Origin of the sequence: Actinoplanes sp. NPDC048967, assembly GCF_040649415.1 — a bacterium.
Taxonomy (GTDB): domain Bacteria; phylum Actinomycetota; class Actinomycetes; order Mycobacteriales; family Micromonosporaceae; genus Actinoplanes.
Genome location: NZ_JBEZFL010000018.1, coordinates 1 through 15,129, shown reverse-complemented (window position 1 = coordinate 15,129; position 15,129 = coordinate 1). Strand labels below are relative to the sequence as shown.

The window sequence follows — 15,129 nt, the reverse complement described above, 5'->3', positions numbered from 1 at the left end:
GGTCAGCCCGCAGGCGTCGATGGTAACGCCGGCACCGCGCGATCAACCGGTGGTGCGCGAGAACCAGCCGAGCGGGTCGACGTGCCGCGGCACCCAGCCCAGCTCCACGCGGGCCCGCTCGGGGGTGAACCGCTGGTCCAGGGCGAAGGCGTCGGCGACGGGGCCCATCTGCTGGCGGGCCTGCGCCAGCGTCAGCGAGGTCACCTTGCCGTCGAGGCCCACCGCGGTGCTGATGGCCAGGGCGACGTCCCGGGCTCGCGGATCGACGCCGGCGACTCCGTTGTAGACGGCACCGGGCCGGGCGGTCAGCGCGGCCGCGTACAGCTCGGCGATGTCCTCGACGTGCACGAGCGCCCAGTGGTTGGCGCCGTCCCCGATGTGGGGAACGGCTCCCTGCCGGCGGCCGGGCCCGGTGAAGAAGTCGTCGATGAGACGGTTCTGCCCGCCGTACACCAGGCCCGGGCGGATGACCACCGGCCGGCCGCCGCTGCCCGCCCGGCTCAGCACCGCTTCCTCGACGGCCCGCCGCCAGGCGACGATCGCCGGTGGGTTCCACGGCGCGGACTCGTCGGCGATCCCGTCGGTGTCGCCGTAGACCCACGTGCCGCCGGTGTGCACGTAGACACCGGAGCCGACGCCGTTCAGCATCGCCTGCGCCGCGGCGAGATCGGCCTCGGCGCTGTCGGCCTGCGCGAGGTGGATGACCGCGTCCGAGCGGCCGGCGGCGGCGCGCAGCGCGTCGAGGTCGCCGAGCCCGCCGGTCACCGGCACCGCGCCCGCGCTGCTGACCAGCTGGGCGGCCCGTTCGTTGCGGGCCAGGGCCGAGACGGCGTGCCCGCGGCGCGACACCGCGGCGATGGTGGCCTGACCGAGGTAGCCGGATCCGCCGGTGAGAAAGACGTTCATCAGGAGTCCTTTCGTCGACTTCCGGCTCCCAGCCTCCGGCCGCGACGGACTGCGGCCAATACGGATCGGCGACCCTGTAATGCCCGGCGGGTATCAGACTCGGTGCTCAGGGCTGGGCCAGCAGCCCGTCGATGATGACCTTCAGCTTCCAGGCGGCGCGGGCTTCGCTGTCGCCGCCGGCCGTCATCGATCCGCGCAGGGCGTGGATGGTCGGGTATTCGTCGGGGGACAGGGCACCGAAGACGGCGTCCAGTTCGGCCCCGGCGGCGTGCGACATGGCCTGCTCGGTGGCGTCCGCCGGTGAGGCCGACGCCTCGAGGGCGCGCTGGGATCGCAGCCAGCCGGCGCGTTCCAGGGCGGACGAGGTGACGTACTGGTCGAGCAGGTCCGCCGCCCAGACGCAGGCGGCGTCTCCGAGGCCGCCCGCACGCAGCAGCCTCAGCGTCTCCTCCGACATCCGCAGGGCGTGCCGGCCGGTCTGCACTCCGGTCAGCGCCACGAGCGCGATGTCGTCGTGGCCGCCCAGCACGGTGATGGCTCGGCCGACGAGCAGCTCGAGGCGGGCCCGCCAGTCGCCGTCGGCCTCGCCGGGCAGCTCCACCTGACCCAGTGCCAGGTCGTAGACCTCGGCCATCAGCTCGTCGCGATCGGCCACGTAGACGTACAGCGAGGCGGGTCCGGTGTCGAGGGCCTGCGCGACGCGTCGCATGGTCACGGCCGCGTAGCCGACCTCGTCGACCAGCGCCAGCGCCGCCTCCACGACCGCCTCGCGGCTCAACGGCGCCTTGGCGGGACGGGTGCGGGGATTGTCGGGACGCGTCTGCCCAGTGGTGGCTCTCACCTCGGCATCGTACTTGACGAACAACGTTCGTCACGGTCATCATTCGGCACGAACATTGTTCGTCGCGAACGGCGTTCGTTGAGGAAGGAGAGACGATGAAGACGCGCTGGTTGGTGCTGAGCGTCGTGTTGGTGGCCGCGGTGATGGATCTGCTGGACGCGACCGTGATGAACGTGGCCGCGCCCACGGTGCGAGCGGCGCTCGGCGGCGGGGAAGCGACCGTGCAGTGGATGACCGCCGGTTACACCCTGGCGTTCGGTGTCCTGCTGGTGATCGGCGGGCGGCTCGGCGACCGGTGGGGACGCCGGCGGCTGTTCCTCATCGGTGCGATCGGCTTCACGCTGGCCTCCGTGGCCTGTGCCGCCGCGGTGTCCCCGGCGATGCTCGTGACGGCACGAGTGGTGCAGGGAGCTCTGGGCGCGCTGATGATTCCGCAGGGCTTCGGGGTCCTGACCGCGGTCTTCACCGACGCCCGGCAGCGGGGACGGGCGTTCTCCCTCTTCGGACCGGTCAGCGGGCTGGCCGGCATCGGCGGGCCGATCCTGGCGGGCGTCCTGATCGCCTGGGACCTGGGCGGCCTCGGCTGGCAGCTCGTCTTCCTGCTCAACGTCCCGCTGGGCGTCTTCGCGGTGCTCGGGGCGCTGGCCTGGATGCCCGCCGACCGCGGCGACCGGACGGCCCGTCTCGACCCGGTCGGTGCCGTGCTGGTCGCGGCCGGCTCGGCGGTGGTGGTCCTCCCGCTGATCCAGGGCCGGGAGGCGGGCTGGCCCTGGTGGACCTTCGCCCTGCTCGCCGCGGGCCTGGTCGCGTTCGCGCTGGTCGCGGTGCGGCAGCGGACGAGTGCCTCGCCGATCGTCGCCCCGGCCCTGTTGCGCAGGCGCCCGTTCGTGGCCGGCCTGGCCGTGGCGGTCGTCTTCTTCGCCGGGACCGGCGGGCTGATGCTGGTCCTCTCGCTGTTCCTGCAACTGGGCCTGCACTACTCCGCACTGCACGCCGGGCTGGCGCTGGCCCCCGTGGCCGCCGGGATCGCCGTCAGTTCCCTGCTCGCACCGGCGCTGGCCATCCGGCTGGGCCGTGCGCTGCTGCACCTGGGGCTCGGGGTGGAACTTCTCGGTACCGCCGGGCTGGCCATCGCGGTCGGGACCGGCGCGCCGGCGTCGGCCCTGGCCGCCACAACGCTGGGCATCGGACTCGGACTGGGCCTGCTGTTCGGCCCGCTGATCCAGCGCATCCTGACCGTCGCCGCCCCCGACGAGGTCGGCAGCGCCGCCGGCACGCTCAACGCCGCCCAGCAGATCGCCACCGCCCTCGGCGTCGCGGTCCTGGGCACCGTCTTCTTCGCCGCCGGCGGGCCGGGCGCCGGCCTGGTCGCCGGGGCTCTGATCGTGGCCACCTCCTGTGTGTGCTGCGCCGCGCTGGTGTTCCTCCTGCCGCGCACCGCCACCGCCTGACCGCTCGACCCCTGGGAGCACCCGTCATGAACGCCAGCAGCAAGAACATCGTCGTCCTCGGTGCGGCCGGCCGCACCGGACTCCTGATCGTCCAGGAGGCCCTCCGCGCCGGGCACCGGGTCACCGCCGCCGTGCGGACGCCGGAGACGTTCCCGGCCACCCGTGCCGAAGGCCTGCGGGTGGTCCGGGCCGACGTCCGCGACAGCGGCAGCCTAGACGACGCGATCCGCGGACAGGACGCGGTCGTGTCCGCCGTCGGCCCCTCCGGGCGCAAAGCCCTGGGCCTCTACTCGGACGGCGCCCGCGCCACTGTCACCGCGATGGCGGGAGCCGGCGTCACCCGCTATCTCGGGATCACCTCGGTCGGCGTGCGACACGACGACCCCCACTTCTCGTGGTGGTACCGCCGCCTCGTCCGGCCACTCGGCCGGGACCTCTACGCCGACATGAGTCTCATGGAGGAACTCGTGCGCGCCACCGACCTCGACTGGACGTTCGTGCGGCCCACGTACCTGCGGGACCGTCCGGCCACCGGGGCGTACCGGGTGACCGACAACTCCTGTCCGGAGCGCGGGTGGAGGATCACCCGGGGCGACGTCGCAGGTTTCGTCGTCGCGGAGGTCGGCCGGTCCCGCTGGTCGCGGCGCGCCCCCAGCCTCGCCGAATGAGCGCCTCAGGCGGCGTCGGTGATGTCGGTGGTGGTGGCGAGCGCCCGGCCGGCCTGGATGTCCGCGGTCAGGCTCTCGATGCGGGTCGTGGCCAGGGCGTAGGAGTCCGAGCCCAGGATCTGGTGCAGCGGCGCGGTGCCCGACTCGGCGACCGTGATGATCGCGGTGGCCGCGCGGGCCGGGTCGCCGAGCTGGGTGCCGGGCATGGCCAGGTGGGTGTCGGTCATCTCGCGGACGGCGTCGTAGCCCTCGGCGGTCCGTTCCGGCAGGCGCAGGCTTCCGGTACGCAGGAAGTCGGTGCGCATGTACCCGGGCTCGACCAGGTTCACCCGGATGCCGAGGTCCGCGACCTCAGCCGCCAGTGAGCCGGTCAGGCCCTCCAGGGCGTACTTGGCCGCGCAGTACAGGCCCCAGCCCGGGAACGCGGTCAGTCCGAGGATCGACGAGATGTTGATGACGTGGCCGCTGCGGCGTGCGCGCATGCCGGGCAGGACGGCCCGCAACACGTTCCACGCCCCGAACAGCTGCACGTCGAACAGCTCCCGGGCCTCGGCATCGGTGACCTCCTCGACGGCGCCGAGCAGGCCGTAGCCGGCGTTGTTGACCACGACGTCGATGCCGCCGAAGCGGTCATCCGCCGCGGCCACGGCGGCATTGACTTCCTTCTCGTCGGCCAGGTCGACGGGCAGCACCAGCAGCCGGGACGGGTCGGCGGCGGCCAGGTCCGCGGTCAGCCGTTCCGGGGAGCGGGTGGTCGCGGCGACGTTGGCCCCGCGCTCCAGCAGTTGCCCGACCAGTTCGCGGCCGAGGCCGTGGGAGGCGCCGGTGACGAACCAGGTCGCGCGGCTGGTGGTGGGGTGGGACATGGGAGCCTCCTCAGGCTTACCTTTCGATGAAGTCCCCGGCCGGGGGACGGATCCCATGCTGCGTTCGGGGACCGGGGTCCGGACACGGTCAGCCGGGCCCAGCCCTGCCTGGGCACGCCATGCCCACCCAGCCGCTGGGCAGCGCGCCCGCGAACGGCAATCATGAAGGCATGGTGGGACGCGCGGAGCTGGGTGACTTCCTGCGGAAGTGCCGGACGGACACGACACCGGAGGCCGTGGGGCTCACCGGCCAGGCCGGTCAGTCCGCTCGACGGGTACGGGGTCTGCGCCGCGAGGAGGTGGCCCAGCTCGCCGGGGTGAGCGTCGACTACTACACGCGGCTGGAACAGGGCCGGCACACGAGTCCGTCGGAAGGGGTCCTCGACGCCCTGGCGCGGGTGTTCCAGCTCGACGCCGCCGCCCGGGCCCACCTGGCCGATCTGGCCCGCCCGGCCCGTCGGCGTGCTCAGCCCGTACCGGTGCAGCGGGTGCGGCCCGCCCTGCAGCAGCTGATCGCCTCCATGACCGAGCACCCGGCCTTCATCATCGGCCGCCGCACGGACGTCCTGGCGTCGAACACGCTGGCCCGGGCGCTGCTCACCGACTGGACCCGGCTGCCGCCGCGGCACCGCAACTACACCCGCTGGGTGTTCCTCGACCCGGCCGCGCGGGAGGCCTTCAGCGACTGGCCGGCCGTGGCGGCCGAGGTGGTCGGCACCCTGCGGCTCTACGCCGGGCGGTTCCCCGACGACCCGCTGCTCAGCGAGCTGGTCGGGGAGCTGACCATCAAGAGCGCGGAATTCCGTACGTGGTGGAACGGGCACCAGGTGCACGAACGCACCCACGGCAGCAAACACATGGTGCACCCCGCCGTCGGACCGATCACCATCCGGTACGAGGCGCTGGCGTTGCCCGGCGACGACGAGCAGACGCTGTTCATCTACACCACCGATCCGGGCAGCGCCTCGCACGACAACCTGCGCCTGCTGGCGTTGTGGGCGGCCGGGCAGCAGCCGGCCGCCGGCCCTCAGGTCACCAGGCCTCTGCGGTAGGCATAGACCACCGCCTGCACACGGTCGCGCAGGCCGAGCTTGGTGAGGATGCGCGACACGTACGTCTTCACGGTCTCGTGGCTGATCACCAGGGTCGCCGCGATCTCGCCGTTGGACCGGCCGTCGGCGATCAGGCGCAGCACCTCCAGCTCGCGCGGGGTCAGCGCGACGTCGTCCGGGGTGTCCTCGGCGGGCCGGATCCGGGCCGCGTACCGGCCCACGAGCTGCCGGGTCACCTCGGGGGCCAGCAGTGCCGCGCCGGTGGCGACGGTGCGGATGCCGTGCAGCAGCTGCGCCGGCGGGGCGTCCTTGAGCAGGAAACCGCTCGCGCCCGCGCGCAGCGCCTCGTAGACGTACTCGTCGAGGTTGAACGTGGTCACCACCAGCACCTTCACCGGGTGGGCGACCCCGGCGCCGGCCAGCAGGCGGGTCGCCTCGATGCCGTCGAGCACGGGCATCCGTACGTCCATCACCACGACGTCCGGCCGCAGCCGGCCGGCCAGCTCGACCGCCGCCCGGCCGTCGCCGCATTCGCCGACCACCTCGAGGTCGGGCTGGGCGCCGACGATCGTGGTGAATCCCGTACGGATCAGCGGCTGGTCGTCGCAGATCAGCACCCGCAGCGGCGCGGTCACGACGGGCTCCCGCCGGGGATGCGGGCCCGCACGACGAAGCCGCCGCCGTTGCCCCGGCCCGCGCTGAACTCGCCGCCGAGCACCCCGATCCGTTCGCGCAGCCCGGCGAGGCCCCGCCCGCCGCCGCCGGGGGAGGAGCCGGCGTGCGAGCCCGGACCCTCGGTGCTGACCTCCACGGTGGTCTCCTTCTCGCCATGGCGCACGTGCACGACGGTGCGACTGCCGTGGGCGTACTTGAGGGCGTTGGTCAGCGCCTCCTGCACCACCCGGTACGCCGCGACCTCGGCACTGCCCGTCGTCTGCGCCGGGGTGCCGTCCTGGGTGAACTCCACCGGCTGCCCGGCCAGCCGGGTCTGTTCCACCAGCGTGTGCAGCTCGCCGACGGACGGCAGCCGCGGCTCGGTGCTGTGGTCGGGATTGAGCAGGTCGAGCAGGTGCCGCAGGTCCGTGATGGCCCGCCGGCCGGTGTCGGTGATCGCGGTCAGGCTCTCGTCGAGCCGGTCGGGCGCGGTGGTCAGGTAACGCGCCGCCTCGGCCTGCACCACCATCGCGGTCACGTGGTGGGTCACGACGTCGTGCAGCTCGCGGGCGATGCGGGTGCGTTCGGCCGTACGGGTGGCCTCGGCGACGTGCCGGCGCTGCTCGGCCTCGGCGAGCCGGGTCCGGCGCAGCCAGGCCCCGATGCCCCAGGCGACGGCCAGCGCCAGGTAGAACGTGATGAAGTCGGCGACGGTCTCGACCGACCCGCTGCGGCCGAGAGCGACGGCCAGCGGGACGTACGCGACGGACAGCAGCACCACGGTGGTACGCCGGTGGCGGGACAGATGCAGAGCCGTGCTCACCAGGGCGATGGGCAGCGCGATGCTCGCCGCCGTGTGATACGCGCGAAGCTGGTCGATCGCGAAGCCCAGCGATACCAGGCCGAGGCTGAGGGCCGGCCACCGCCGGCGCACGGCCAGCGGCAGGCACTCGAGCGCGACCACCAGCACCGTCAGCGCGTCGGCCGGGCGCGTCGGCAGCTCGCCGAGCTGTGTGCCGCGGTTGTGCAGTGCCGGCACCGCTGACAGGAAGACCAGCAGCAGCGCGAACGGGAGGTCCCGGACGGTGACGTCCCAGCGACGCCACCGCTCCGGGACCCGCCGGAGGTCGATCATCGGGAAACTGTAGCGGTCGCCGCCGGCTCACCGGCCGCGCGGCGCCGACGCGGGACGATGTGACCGCGGCGGTGGGCCAGCCACATGAACACGACGGTCAGGGCCACCCCGGCCGCCACCGTGTACAGGCTGCCCTCCGGCCCGAAGTCGCCCCCGGTGACCAGGGTCGAACCCGAGAACGTGGCGTCCAGCAGTCCCTTCGACTCGCCGTTGCCGGAGACCGCCGCGCCGGAGATGCCGCCGAGGGCGAAGTTCCAGCCGAAGTGCAGCCCGATCGGCACCCACAGGTTGCGGGTGGCGGCGTAGCAGGCGGCGAGCATGAACCCGGCCTCGATCGCGATGGCCGTCGCGCCCCACAGCGTCGCGTCCGGGTTGACCAGGTGCATCGCGCCGAACACCACGCCGGTCAGCAGCAGCGAGATCCAGGTGCCGATCCGTTCCTCGATGACGCGGAACAGCACGCCACGGAACAGCAACTCCTCGGTCACGGCAGCGGCGGCCATGAACCCCAGCAGCCCCAACGCGCCGGTGACCGAACCGAGACCGTGCACGTGATAGTCGTCGAGGAAGGCGATGTTGGCGATGACGGCCGCGAACATCCCGGCCCCGATCAGCGCGCCCCGCAGGAGCCGGGCGACGGCCCCCGACCGGGCCACCTCGGTCGGTGCGCGGTGCTCGGTGCGCCGTACGACCCACGCGTAGACCAGGACCGCGAGCACCGCTGTCCCGAGCCCGAGCACCAGGGTGAGCCACGGGTTCCCCTGCACCGCGGCGACACCCTGGCCACCGACGAAGGCGACCGCCGCAACCGCCAGGAACTGCTTCACCAGACGCATGTTGACTCCTCCATGAAGTCCGCGGCTGGAGCGCCGCGGGCTGCGTTGAACGCTATGGATTTGTCGCGCCGGAATCGTCACCGCACGGAGGACACTCCTGGGTAGCTCGCACGGGGGACAGGTCGCGCAGGCCCTGTTCCCAGCGCCGCTGCCGTTGTTCGGGCGTCTGCTCCCACCAGGGGACACCGCGCTCGCCGAGGGCGACCTTGGCCAGCTGTACGCGAGCGCGGGCCGGTGCGGGGTCCACGCCTGCGCGAAGCGCGGTGCCGACGTCACGCCGGGCGGCCATCAGCGCCTTTCGCAGCTCTGCGGCCACGTCCTCGGGGATGGCGGGGTCGGTGGCCCGCCAGCGCCGCCCCGAGATGACGACGAAGTGCCCGTCCTCGGTCATCGGCGGTCGCTCCCTGCTCGCCACTGGGCTCCCTCTTTCTCCGTAGCCGTTCCCTCGGTGCTTGTTGTCGGCCTTCGCTGCGGCCGATTGCTGAGTGCCCGTTTTCCGCCGCGGCAAGCGCGTTTTTCCTGCCCAGCGGCGCTACTCATCGGCCCCTCCTTCACGCATCCAGTCGGGGCTCCGGCACGTCAGGTTCACCGCATCTGGTTGAGGTCAGCGTGAAGCAGGCTCCCACCAGGTCAGATTGGCGGCCGCCCGGGACACCGGCTCGATGATCTCGAACCCCTCGGCGATCAGCCCGTCGCGTACCCGCCAGACCTCGACGACCGTGATCTCAGGCCCGCCGGGCAGCCAGCGCCGGGTGCACAGCACCACGTGATCGCCGTCGGCCAGCAGCTGCAGGACCTCGACCTGCATGTCCGCGAGGGGCACCAGCGCCGCCCGGACGGCGGCCAGCCATTCCGACTTGGTCGAGAAGGTGGAATCCGGCCGGCGGTGGACGAAGCCGTCGCTGAGAAACGGTGCGAGGGCGTCGACGTCGCGCGTCTCGAGCAGGGCGGCCAAGGCCCGCTGGATGACGGCCTTGTTGTCGGTGGTCATGGACGGAGTGTTTCCGCGACCGCCGCGATTGTCGATGAAACGGGAGTTCATGGCGTCCTGCGCCACGATGAGTACGCTGCACGTTCGTGGACACGGTGGGGGAGCTGCTGCGGCAGTGGCGGCACCGCCGGGGGCTCAGCCAGCTGGACCTCGCCATCGCCGCAGACGTCTCGGCCCGGCACGTCAGCCTGGTCGAGACCGGCAGATCCCGGCCCAGCGCCGACATGGTCCTGCGGCTGGCGGATCAACTGCAGGTGCCGCTGCGCGATCGCAACAGGCTGCTGCTCGCGGCCGGCTTCGCACCCCGGTACGGGCAACGTCCGCTCGACGACGCCGCACTGTCCGCGGCGCGCGACGCGGTCCGCCGGGTGCTGCACGCGCACGAGCCGTACCCGGCGCTGGTCTTCGATCGACGCTGGAACATCGTGATGACCAATCGTGCGGTCGAGCCGTTCTTCGCCGGCGTCGCCCCGGACCTGCTGCGGCCGCCGGTCAACCTGGTGCGGCTGGGCCTGGACCCGCGCGGGCTCGCTCCGCTGGTCGTCAATCTGGGTGACGTGCGGGCTGTGTTCCGTACCCGGATCTCCCGCCAGCTGGCCACCGCGCCCGACCCGGAGCTGACCGCGCTCTACGAGGAGCTGCTGGCCCCCGCCGCGGGGGACACCCCGGGCGACCGGGTCGACGCCGACGTCGTGATCCCGATGATCCTCCGCGTCGCCGGGCGGGAGCTGCGGATGTTCTCGACCATCACCACGTTCGGCACGCCGATGGACATCACCCTCGACGAGGTCGCGATCGAGTCGTACTACCCGGCGGACGCGGCGAGCGCCGCCTACTTCACGCAGTAGCCGCCTCTTGGCGATTGGCCGTTTACGGCTCGGCGGCCCCGGCCCTTGAATCATCGGTATGCCTGACGACGCTGGGGCCCGAGACCTGTGGCAGCTGTACGAGCCGTTGCACGCGGTCACCTATTTCGCGCCGGAAGCCCGGGCCGCGTTCGAAGGTGCCGGGCTGCGCGGGTTCTGGCGGGGCTACTTCGCGGGCCGGGCCGCGCCGCTCGGAGCCGTGCCGGCGGCACCGGTCACGGCGTTGTTCTTCTCCTTCGCACCGGCGATGGTGGCCCGCGCCCTGCCCGACGTGTGGCAGCGGGCGTCGCCGGAGCAGGCTCTGGCCGCTCGACTCGACGGCGCTGTGGCCGCGCTGCGGGCCGTGCTGCCCGCGGAGCCGGAGCGCTGGGCAGCGGCGGCCGATCTGCTGGAGGTCGCGGCGCGGGCCGCGGTGACCGATGGCCGTGCACTGAGTGCCGCCAACGCCGCCCTGCCGCGTCCGGCCGAGCCGCTGGCCCGGCTGTGGCACGCCGCCACGGTGTTGCGCGAACACCGGGGTGACGGGCACATAGCCGCGCTGGTTCATGCTGAGGTGAACGGCTGCCAGGCGCTCGTGCTCCGGGACGCGCTGCACGGCGGCAGGGAGCAGCTGCAGCCGAACCGGGGCTGGACCGATGCCGAGTGGGACGCCGCAGGCAAGGAACTGGCATCGCGCGGCTGGCTGGACGACGACAGCCGGCCCACCGCCGAGGCAAGGGCCGTCCACCGCGCCGTTGAGGACCACACCGACCGGCTGGCCGCTCAGCCATGGTCCGCGCTGGCTCCCGCCGACCGCACCCGGCTGGCCGGGTTGCTGGCACCGTTGGCCGATGCCGCCGCGGTCGTCATCCCGTACCCCAACCCGATGGGCGTGCCCGGCCCCCGCACGACGTGATCAGGTAGGGCGTCGCTCCTCCTGCTCGGCGGCCCGATGGATGGCGATCAGCTCGTCGCGGTACGAGTGGTCGGCCGTCTCGATCTCGTCCTCGACCAGGGCCCCGTTCTCCCACCACTGCATCAGCCCACGGCCCAGCTCCTGACCGGCCCGGGTGTGGACGCACAGGGCGTAGTCCGGAACGCTGACCTGGAGGTCGCCGCTCTCCACCTTGGTGGCCACCAGATCAGCGTGCTCGGAGCTGGTCCGGTCCTTGCGGGCCAGGGCGAGGTAGCGGACGGCGTGCACGGCCATCATGGTGTCGCCGCCCGGAGCAGCTCGGAAATTCCGGTGCAGACACTCCAGCAGGAGCGGGGCCAGGGGCGCGCCCACGCCCACATCCTCGACGGCGATGAGCTTCAGCCGGCGCCACAGGTGCTCGGCGACTTCGGCGGAGGTCGAAAGCATCTCGTACGCTGCCAGCACAGCGTTGTCGACGTTGCCCCGGCGGATGTCCTTCTGCAGGACGGACACCAGCTGATCGACCGGGATACCTCGTGGTGAGGTGAGCCTGGAGTAGGGGTCCTCCTGATGCGGAGGCGGGCCGAAGCGTCGTTGAGTCATGGTGCTGCCTTCCGGTTGCGGTGACGGCGCGTCCGAAACGGAAGGGGCCAGACTTCAAGGAAGCACATCACGGCTCGGGGACATCGGCAAGCGCTGCGCGCCCGGCTCGTGATGTGTCGGAGTGGCGCCGGGCCGTGCCGGGTGCGCGGAGGTCGGCTGGCTGCGGTCGGGTGTCGGCTCGTGCGCGGGCTCAGCCGGCCGCAGCCGGGTGTTTCCTCAGGCCGCATTGGCGGCGCGCCAGGTCTGGTGCTTTCTCAACGCGGGTTGTCGGACCGCCAAGTGACGTAGTCGGCCACTGCCTCGGCGATGTCGAAGGCAGGTGTGAACCCGGAGTCGAGGGTGAGCCGGGTGATGTCGAGGTGAGGATCCGGACCGGGACCGTGCTGCCGCCCAGGCAGCAACTCGGGCCGCACACCGGGGATGACCGCCTGCAGGGCAGCCGCCAGCTCGCGGTTGGTGATCGGCCGGCCGCTGGACACGTTGTAGGTGGTGTGCCGAAGCGTCCGCGCGTTCATCAGGAGAGCGATCGCCCGCCCGGCGTCCGGCGCGTAGCAGCTGTCGCCCCCGTCGTCGGCGTACAACGGCCGCGGCTGTTCACCGCGCAGAGCAGCGCTGACGAAGGGCGGGATCGGGTTGAACGGCGACTCCGGATCCATCAATGGCCCCCAGATGCTGCCGATCCGCAGGACGACCGGCTGCACTGCGGTGCCGGCGAGGCTATGCGTGGTGATTGGTTCGACGGCCTTCTTGAACGCGATGATCAGGTGCGGCAGTTCCGCGCTGGGCAGTGGGAGCTCCTCGTGCCAGGGAATCTCGGGCCTTCCGATGTAGACGCCGATGCTGCTGGCGACCGCGAACCTGCGGACGTTCCACGCGCGTGCGGCCTCCAGCGCGTTGAGCAGACCGGCCATGTCCGTACGGAAGAAGCCGACCGGATCCTCGGCCGGGATGCTGCCGGCGAGGTGGACGATGTCGCTGATGTGGTGACGCTCGCCGAGGGCCAAAAAGGCGTCCCGGTCGGTGACGTCCACGGACTCCACGATGACGCCGGCAAGAAACGACGGAACCGCGGTCCGGCGGTGCGCCGTCACCACGACCTCGTGTCCGAGCTCGACCAGAGCACGGGCGGTGTGGGCGCCGATCATGCCGAGCCCGCCGGTGACGAGAATCATCGGGCCACCTCGTAGTGCAGGTGCGTCACACCGGGCGCCGGGACGGCCGCGAGCAGGTTCAGGTTCACGTGCTCCGGAAGCTCCTGGAAGAAGCGGCGTCCGGCGCCCAGCAGGATCGGCACCTGATGCAGGATCACCTCGTCGACGAGACCCGCGGTCAGCGCCGCGGTCGTCACGCCGCCGCCCATGAGCCCCACGTCCTTGCCATCGGCGGCCTTCCGGGCGGCGGCGATCGCGTCCTCGATGCCTGTGCTGACGAAGATCTGCCGCTCGTTGCTCTGCGGTGCCGGGCGATGGCTCAGCACCACGAGCTGCGCGTCCGGGTGCGGAGTGCCGCCCGTCGACCATCCGGAGTCGTCGTAGGTGTTGCGGCCGGCCAGGGTGGCGCCGACTCGGCCGGCCAGGGCGTCGAAGACGCCGGCGCTGGGCTCGCTCAGCCGGAACCCGTCGAACACCTCGCTGGGCGTGTCGCCGCTGAAGTACCAGTCGAACAGCATCGGAGCGTCACCGAGGCCGCGGCCGGCGCCGGGATCGCGACCGGTGATGAAACCGTCGACCGAGACGGACAGTCCGACGATGACCTTGCTCATGCTTCTCCTTGAGGTGCGGATGAGACGGCTTGCGGGAAGGTGAAGAGCCGGCGTGGGTCGTAGGCGTCCTTGACCGCTAGCAGTCGGGGGTAGTTGTCGCCGTGGTACGCAGTGGCCCAATCGTCGAGCGCGGGATCGGGAAAGTTGGGATAGACGTGGCCCGACCCGTCGGCGTGCGCCACCGCCCACGAGTCGTCGACCCACGGATCGGTGGCCTCGCCGATGTGCTCCAGCAGGAAGCGCTCCCGGCGATGGGTGAACGCGGTGGCGTCCGGGGCGACCCGGTTGTAAGCCCCGCCCATCGCGGTGAAGGTGAGCTGCCGCCGGCCTACGGTGCCCGGATCGCGGAGCCGGGCCAGCAACGCGGCGAGGGTGTGCTCGGACATCGACCGAGAGAAGAACTCCGACCTGATCCGCGGGGCGTGCCCGGTCGAGCCCCGCGGGTCGGCGAAGGTCTCCTTCAGGCGAAGGTACGGCAGGCCGGCGCGCACCTCGACCGTGGCGGCCGCTCCGGCAAGGCCGGTGAACTGCCGCAGCAGGTCCCGGGTCGCCTTCTCGCCGAGGGTCGCCGCGCCGCTGAGGGTGGCTCGGACGGGTACGCCGGGCCCGGTCGCCAGGGTGAGATTGACGGTCAGTTCGTCCGGGGCGTCCGGTGCCCAGTCCTGCCAGGCAATGGCTACTCGCTCGGCGGCGACGTTCGGCCAGTGCGCCTCGATGCGGGTGGTGGTCGGCTCCTCGACGGAGTCGAATAGCAGGGCTGTGACGACGCCGAACTGGCCGCCACCCGCGCCGCGCAGAGCCCAGAACAGGTCCGGCTCGCGGTGCTGGTCGCAGTTCACGACGCTGCCGTCCGCGAGGACGATCTGGGCGGCGACGAGGCGGTCGCAGGTGAGGCCGTACCGGCGGCCGAGCAGTCCGATGCCACCGCCGAGCGTCAGGCCGGCGATGCCGACGGTGGGACCGCAGCCTGCCGGAAGGGTGCGGCCGTGGGTGTGCAGGGCTGTGTACAGCTGACCCAGCCGGGAACCCGCTCCGACGACGGCCACTCCGTCATCGGCAACGGCAATGCCGTCGAGCCCGGACGTGTCCAGAACGATCCCGTCCGTCGACGACCGGCCCGCGAAACAGTGCCCGCCGCCGCGAACGGCGATGTGGTCACCGGTGGTTGACGCGAACCTGATGGTGTTCACGACATCGGAAATCGACCGGCACAGCACGACCAGCCGGGGACGCGGCCCCCGGCGGGCGTAGTCCGGGCTGGTCAACTCGCCGTCGAGCGAAGCGCGGAAGTCGGTCAGGTCGGGCACGAGGTCGACACTAGGAGCGGCGTGCCGAGCGGTTCTTGAACAAATCGCGCACGCGCGGCGGTGACCGGCCGAGTATCGCGCGCCCCGTCATGCGGCGCCGGCGAGCCGGCCTGCGTGCGTCCGGTCCTACGGCGTCGGCCTGCGGGCGCGCCCACAGTCTGTTTCGGATCGCGCGCTCGGATGTAGATACGGCCTGCTAGGTGTAGTGATCATGACCGTTGTTGACGGCGTGGCGGCTTGAGATGTGAGAAGACCTCCGGCGAGGTGGAAGTTGCGACGCTTTCACCTACCCGGAG

General features: G+C 72.1%; 17 protein-coding genes. 5 read left to right on the top strand and 12 right to left on the bottom strand.

What is annotated here, in order from left to right; genetic code table 11:
* Positions 1 to 42 precede the first annotated feature (42 nt).
* The gene (locus AB0C12_RS43525; RefSeq protein WP_360557068.1) at positions 43 to 906 is read right to left on the bottom strand and encodes an NAD-dependent epimerase/dehydratase family protein; all 864 of its coding nucleotides are present in this window, start codon (positions 904 to 906) and stop codon (positions 43 to 45) included.
* A gap of 106 nt (positions 907 to 1,012) precedes the next feature.
* A complete protein-coding gene (locus AB0C12_RS43520) occupies positions 1,013 to 1,747 on the bottom strand; it encodes a TetR/AcrR family transcriptional regulator (protein ID WP_360557066.1) in 735 nt (244 codons plus the stop codon).
* A gap of 95 nt (positions 1,748 to 1,842) precedes the next feature.
* Between AB0C12_RS43520 and AB0C12_RS43515 the strand changes: the two genes are divergently transcribed.
* Positions 1,843 to 3,198 (top strand): MFS transporter, encoded by a 1,356-nt coding sequence (locus AB0C12_RS43515; RefSeq protein WP_360557064.1) that lies wholly within the window; start codon positions 1,843 to 1,845, stop codon positions 3,196 to 3,198.
* A 26-nt stretch (positions 3,199 to 3,224) separates the two neighbouring features.
* Positions 3,225 to 3,866, top strand: coding sequence for an SDR family oxidoreductase (locus AB0C12_RS43510; protein WP_360557062.1), 642 nt, complete (start codon positions 3,225 to 3,227; stop codon positions 3,864 to 3,866).
* Between the two features lie 5 nt (positions 3,867 to 3,871).
* On the opposite strand, the gene AB0C12_RS43505 is transcribed toward AB0C12_RS43510, so the two are convergent.
* On the bottom strand, positions 3,872 to 4,732 hold the full coding sequence (locus tag AB0C12_RS43505; protein ID WP_360557060.1) for an SDR family NAD(P)-dependent oxidoreductase: 861 nt from the start codon (positions 4,730 to 4,732) through the stop codon (positions 3,872 to 3,874).
* Positions 4,733 to 4,902: 170 nt separating this feature from the next.
* Between AB0C12_RS43505 and AB0C12_RS43500 the strand changes: the two genes are divergently transcribed.
* The gene (locus AB0C12_RS43500; protein WP_360557058.1) at positions 4,903 to 5,784 is read left to right on the top strand and encodes a helix-turn-helix transcriptional regulator; all 882 of its coding nucleotides are present in this window, start codon (positions 4,903 to 4,905) and stop codon (positions 5,782 to 5,784) included.
* Here AB0C12_RS43500 and AB0C12_RS43495 read toward each other — a convergent pair.
* From AB0C12_RS43495 to AB0C12_RS43475, 5 genes are all read right to left on the bottom strand, one after another.
* Complete coding sequence (locus tag AB0C12_RS43495; RefSeq protein WP_360557056.1) at positions 5,760 to 6,419, bottom strand: response regulator transcription factor; 660 nt, start codon at positions 6,417 to 6,419, stop codon at positions 5,760 to 5,762. The genes AB0C12_RS43500 and AB0C12_RS43495 overlap by 25 nt on opposite strands.
* On the bottom strand, positions 6,416 to 7,573 hold the full coding sequence (locus AB0C12_RS43490; RefSeq protein WP_360557054.1) for a histidine kinase: 1,158 nt from the start codon (positions 7,571 to 7,573) through the stop codon (positions 6,416 to 6,418). The genes AB0C12_RS43495 and AB0C12_RS43490 overlap by 4 nt, the downstream gene beginning before the upstream one ends.
* Positions 7,570 to 8,409, bottom strand: a complete 840-nt coding sequence (locus AB0C12_RS43485) for a type II CAAX endopeptidase family protein (RefSeq protein ID WP_360557053.1) — start codon at positions 8,407 to 8,409, stop codon at positions 7,570 to 7,572. Before AB0C12_RS43485 ends, AB0C12_RS43490 begins: the two co-directional genes overlap by 4 nt.
* A 52-nt stretch (positions 8,410 to 8,461) precedes the next feature.
* The gene (locus AB0C12_RS43480) at positions 8,462 to 8,800 is read right to left on the bottom strand and encodes a hypothetical protein (RefSeq protein WP_360557051.1); all 339 of its coding nucleotides are present in this window, start codon (positions 8,798 to 8,800) and stop codon (positions 8,462 to 8,464) included.
* 213 nt (positions 8,801 to 9,013) lie between these two features.
* Positions 9,014 to 9,400: a nuclear transport factor 2 family protein gene (locus AB0C12_RS43475; protein ID WP_360557050.1), complete on the bottom strand. Its 387-nt coding sequence runs from the start codon at positions 9,398 to 9,400 to the stop codon at positions 9,014 to 9,016.
* Positions 9,401 to 9,486: 86 nt separating this feature from the next.
* On the opposite strand from AB0C12_RS43475, the gene AB0C12_RS43470 reads away from it, so the two are divergent.
* On the top strand, positions 9,487 to 10,248 hold the full coding sequence (locus tag AB0C12_RS43470) for a helix-turn-helix transcriptional regulator (RefSeq protein WP_360557049.1): 762 nt from the start codon (positions 9,487 to 9,489) through the stop codon (positions 10,246 to 10,248).
* 58 nt (positions 10,249 to 10,306) lie between these two features.
* Complete coding sequence (locus tag AB0C12_RS43465; RefSeq protein ID WP_360557047.1) at positions 10,307 to 11,161, top strand: hypothetical protein; 855 nt, start codon at positions 10,307 to 10,309, stop codon at positions 11,159 to 11,161.
* Here AB0C12_RS43465 and AB0C12_RS43460 read toward each other — a convergent pair whose 3' ends face one another.
* The 4 genes from AB0C12_RS43460 to AB0C12_RS43445 all read right to left on the bottom strand — a co-directional run bounded on the left by AB0C12_RS43460 (position 11,162) and on the right by AB0C12_RS43445 (position 14,833).
* Positions 11,162 to 11,674: a hypothetical protein gene (locus AB0C12_RS43460; RefSeq protein WP_360557046.1), complete on the bottom strand. Its 513-nt coding sequence runs from the start codon at positions 11,672 to 11,674 to the stop codon at positions 11,162 to 11,164.
* A 344-nt stretch (positions 11,675 to 12,018) separates the two neighbouring features.
* Positions 12,019 to 12,936: an NAD(P)-dependent oxidoreductase gene (locus tag AB0C12_RS43455; protein ID WP_360557045.1), complete on the bottom strand. Its 918-nt coding sequence runs from the start codon at positions 12,934 to 12,936 to the stop codon at positions 12,019 to 12,021.
* Complete coding sequence (locus AB0C12_RS43450; protein WP_360557043.1) at positions 12,933 to 13,526, bottom strand: dihydrofolate reductase family protein; 594 nt, start codon at positions 13,524 to 13,526, stop codon at positions 12,933 to 12,935. Before AB0C12_RS43450 ends, AB0C12_RS43455 begins: the two co-directional genes overlap by 4 nt.
* Positions 13,523 to 14,833 (bottom strand): FAD-binding oxidoreductase, encoded by a 1,311-nt coding sequence (locus tag AB0C12_RS43445; RefSeq protein ID WP_360557042.1) that lies wholly within the window; start codon positions 14,831 to 14,833, stop codon positions 13,523 to 13,525. Before AB0C12_RS43445 ends, AB0C12_RS43450 begins: the two co-directional genes overlap by 4 nt.
* Positions 14,834 to 15,129 lie beyond the last annotated feature (296 nt).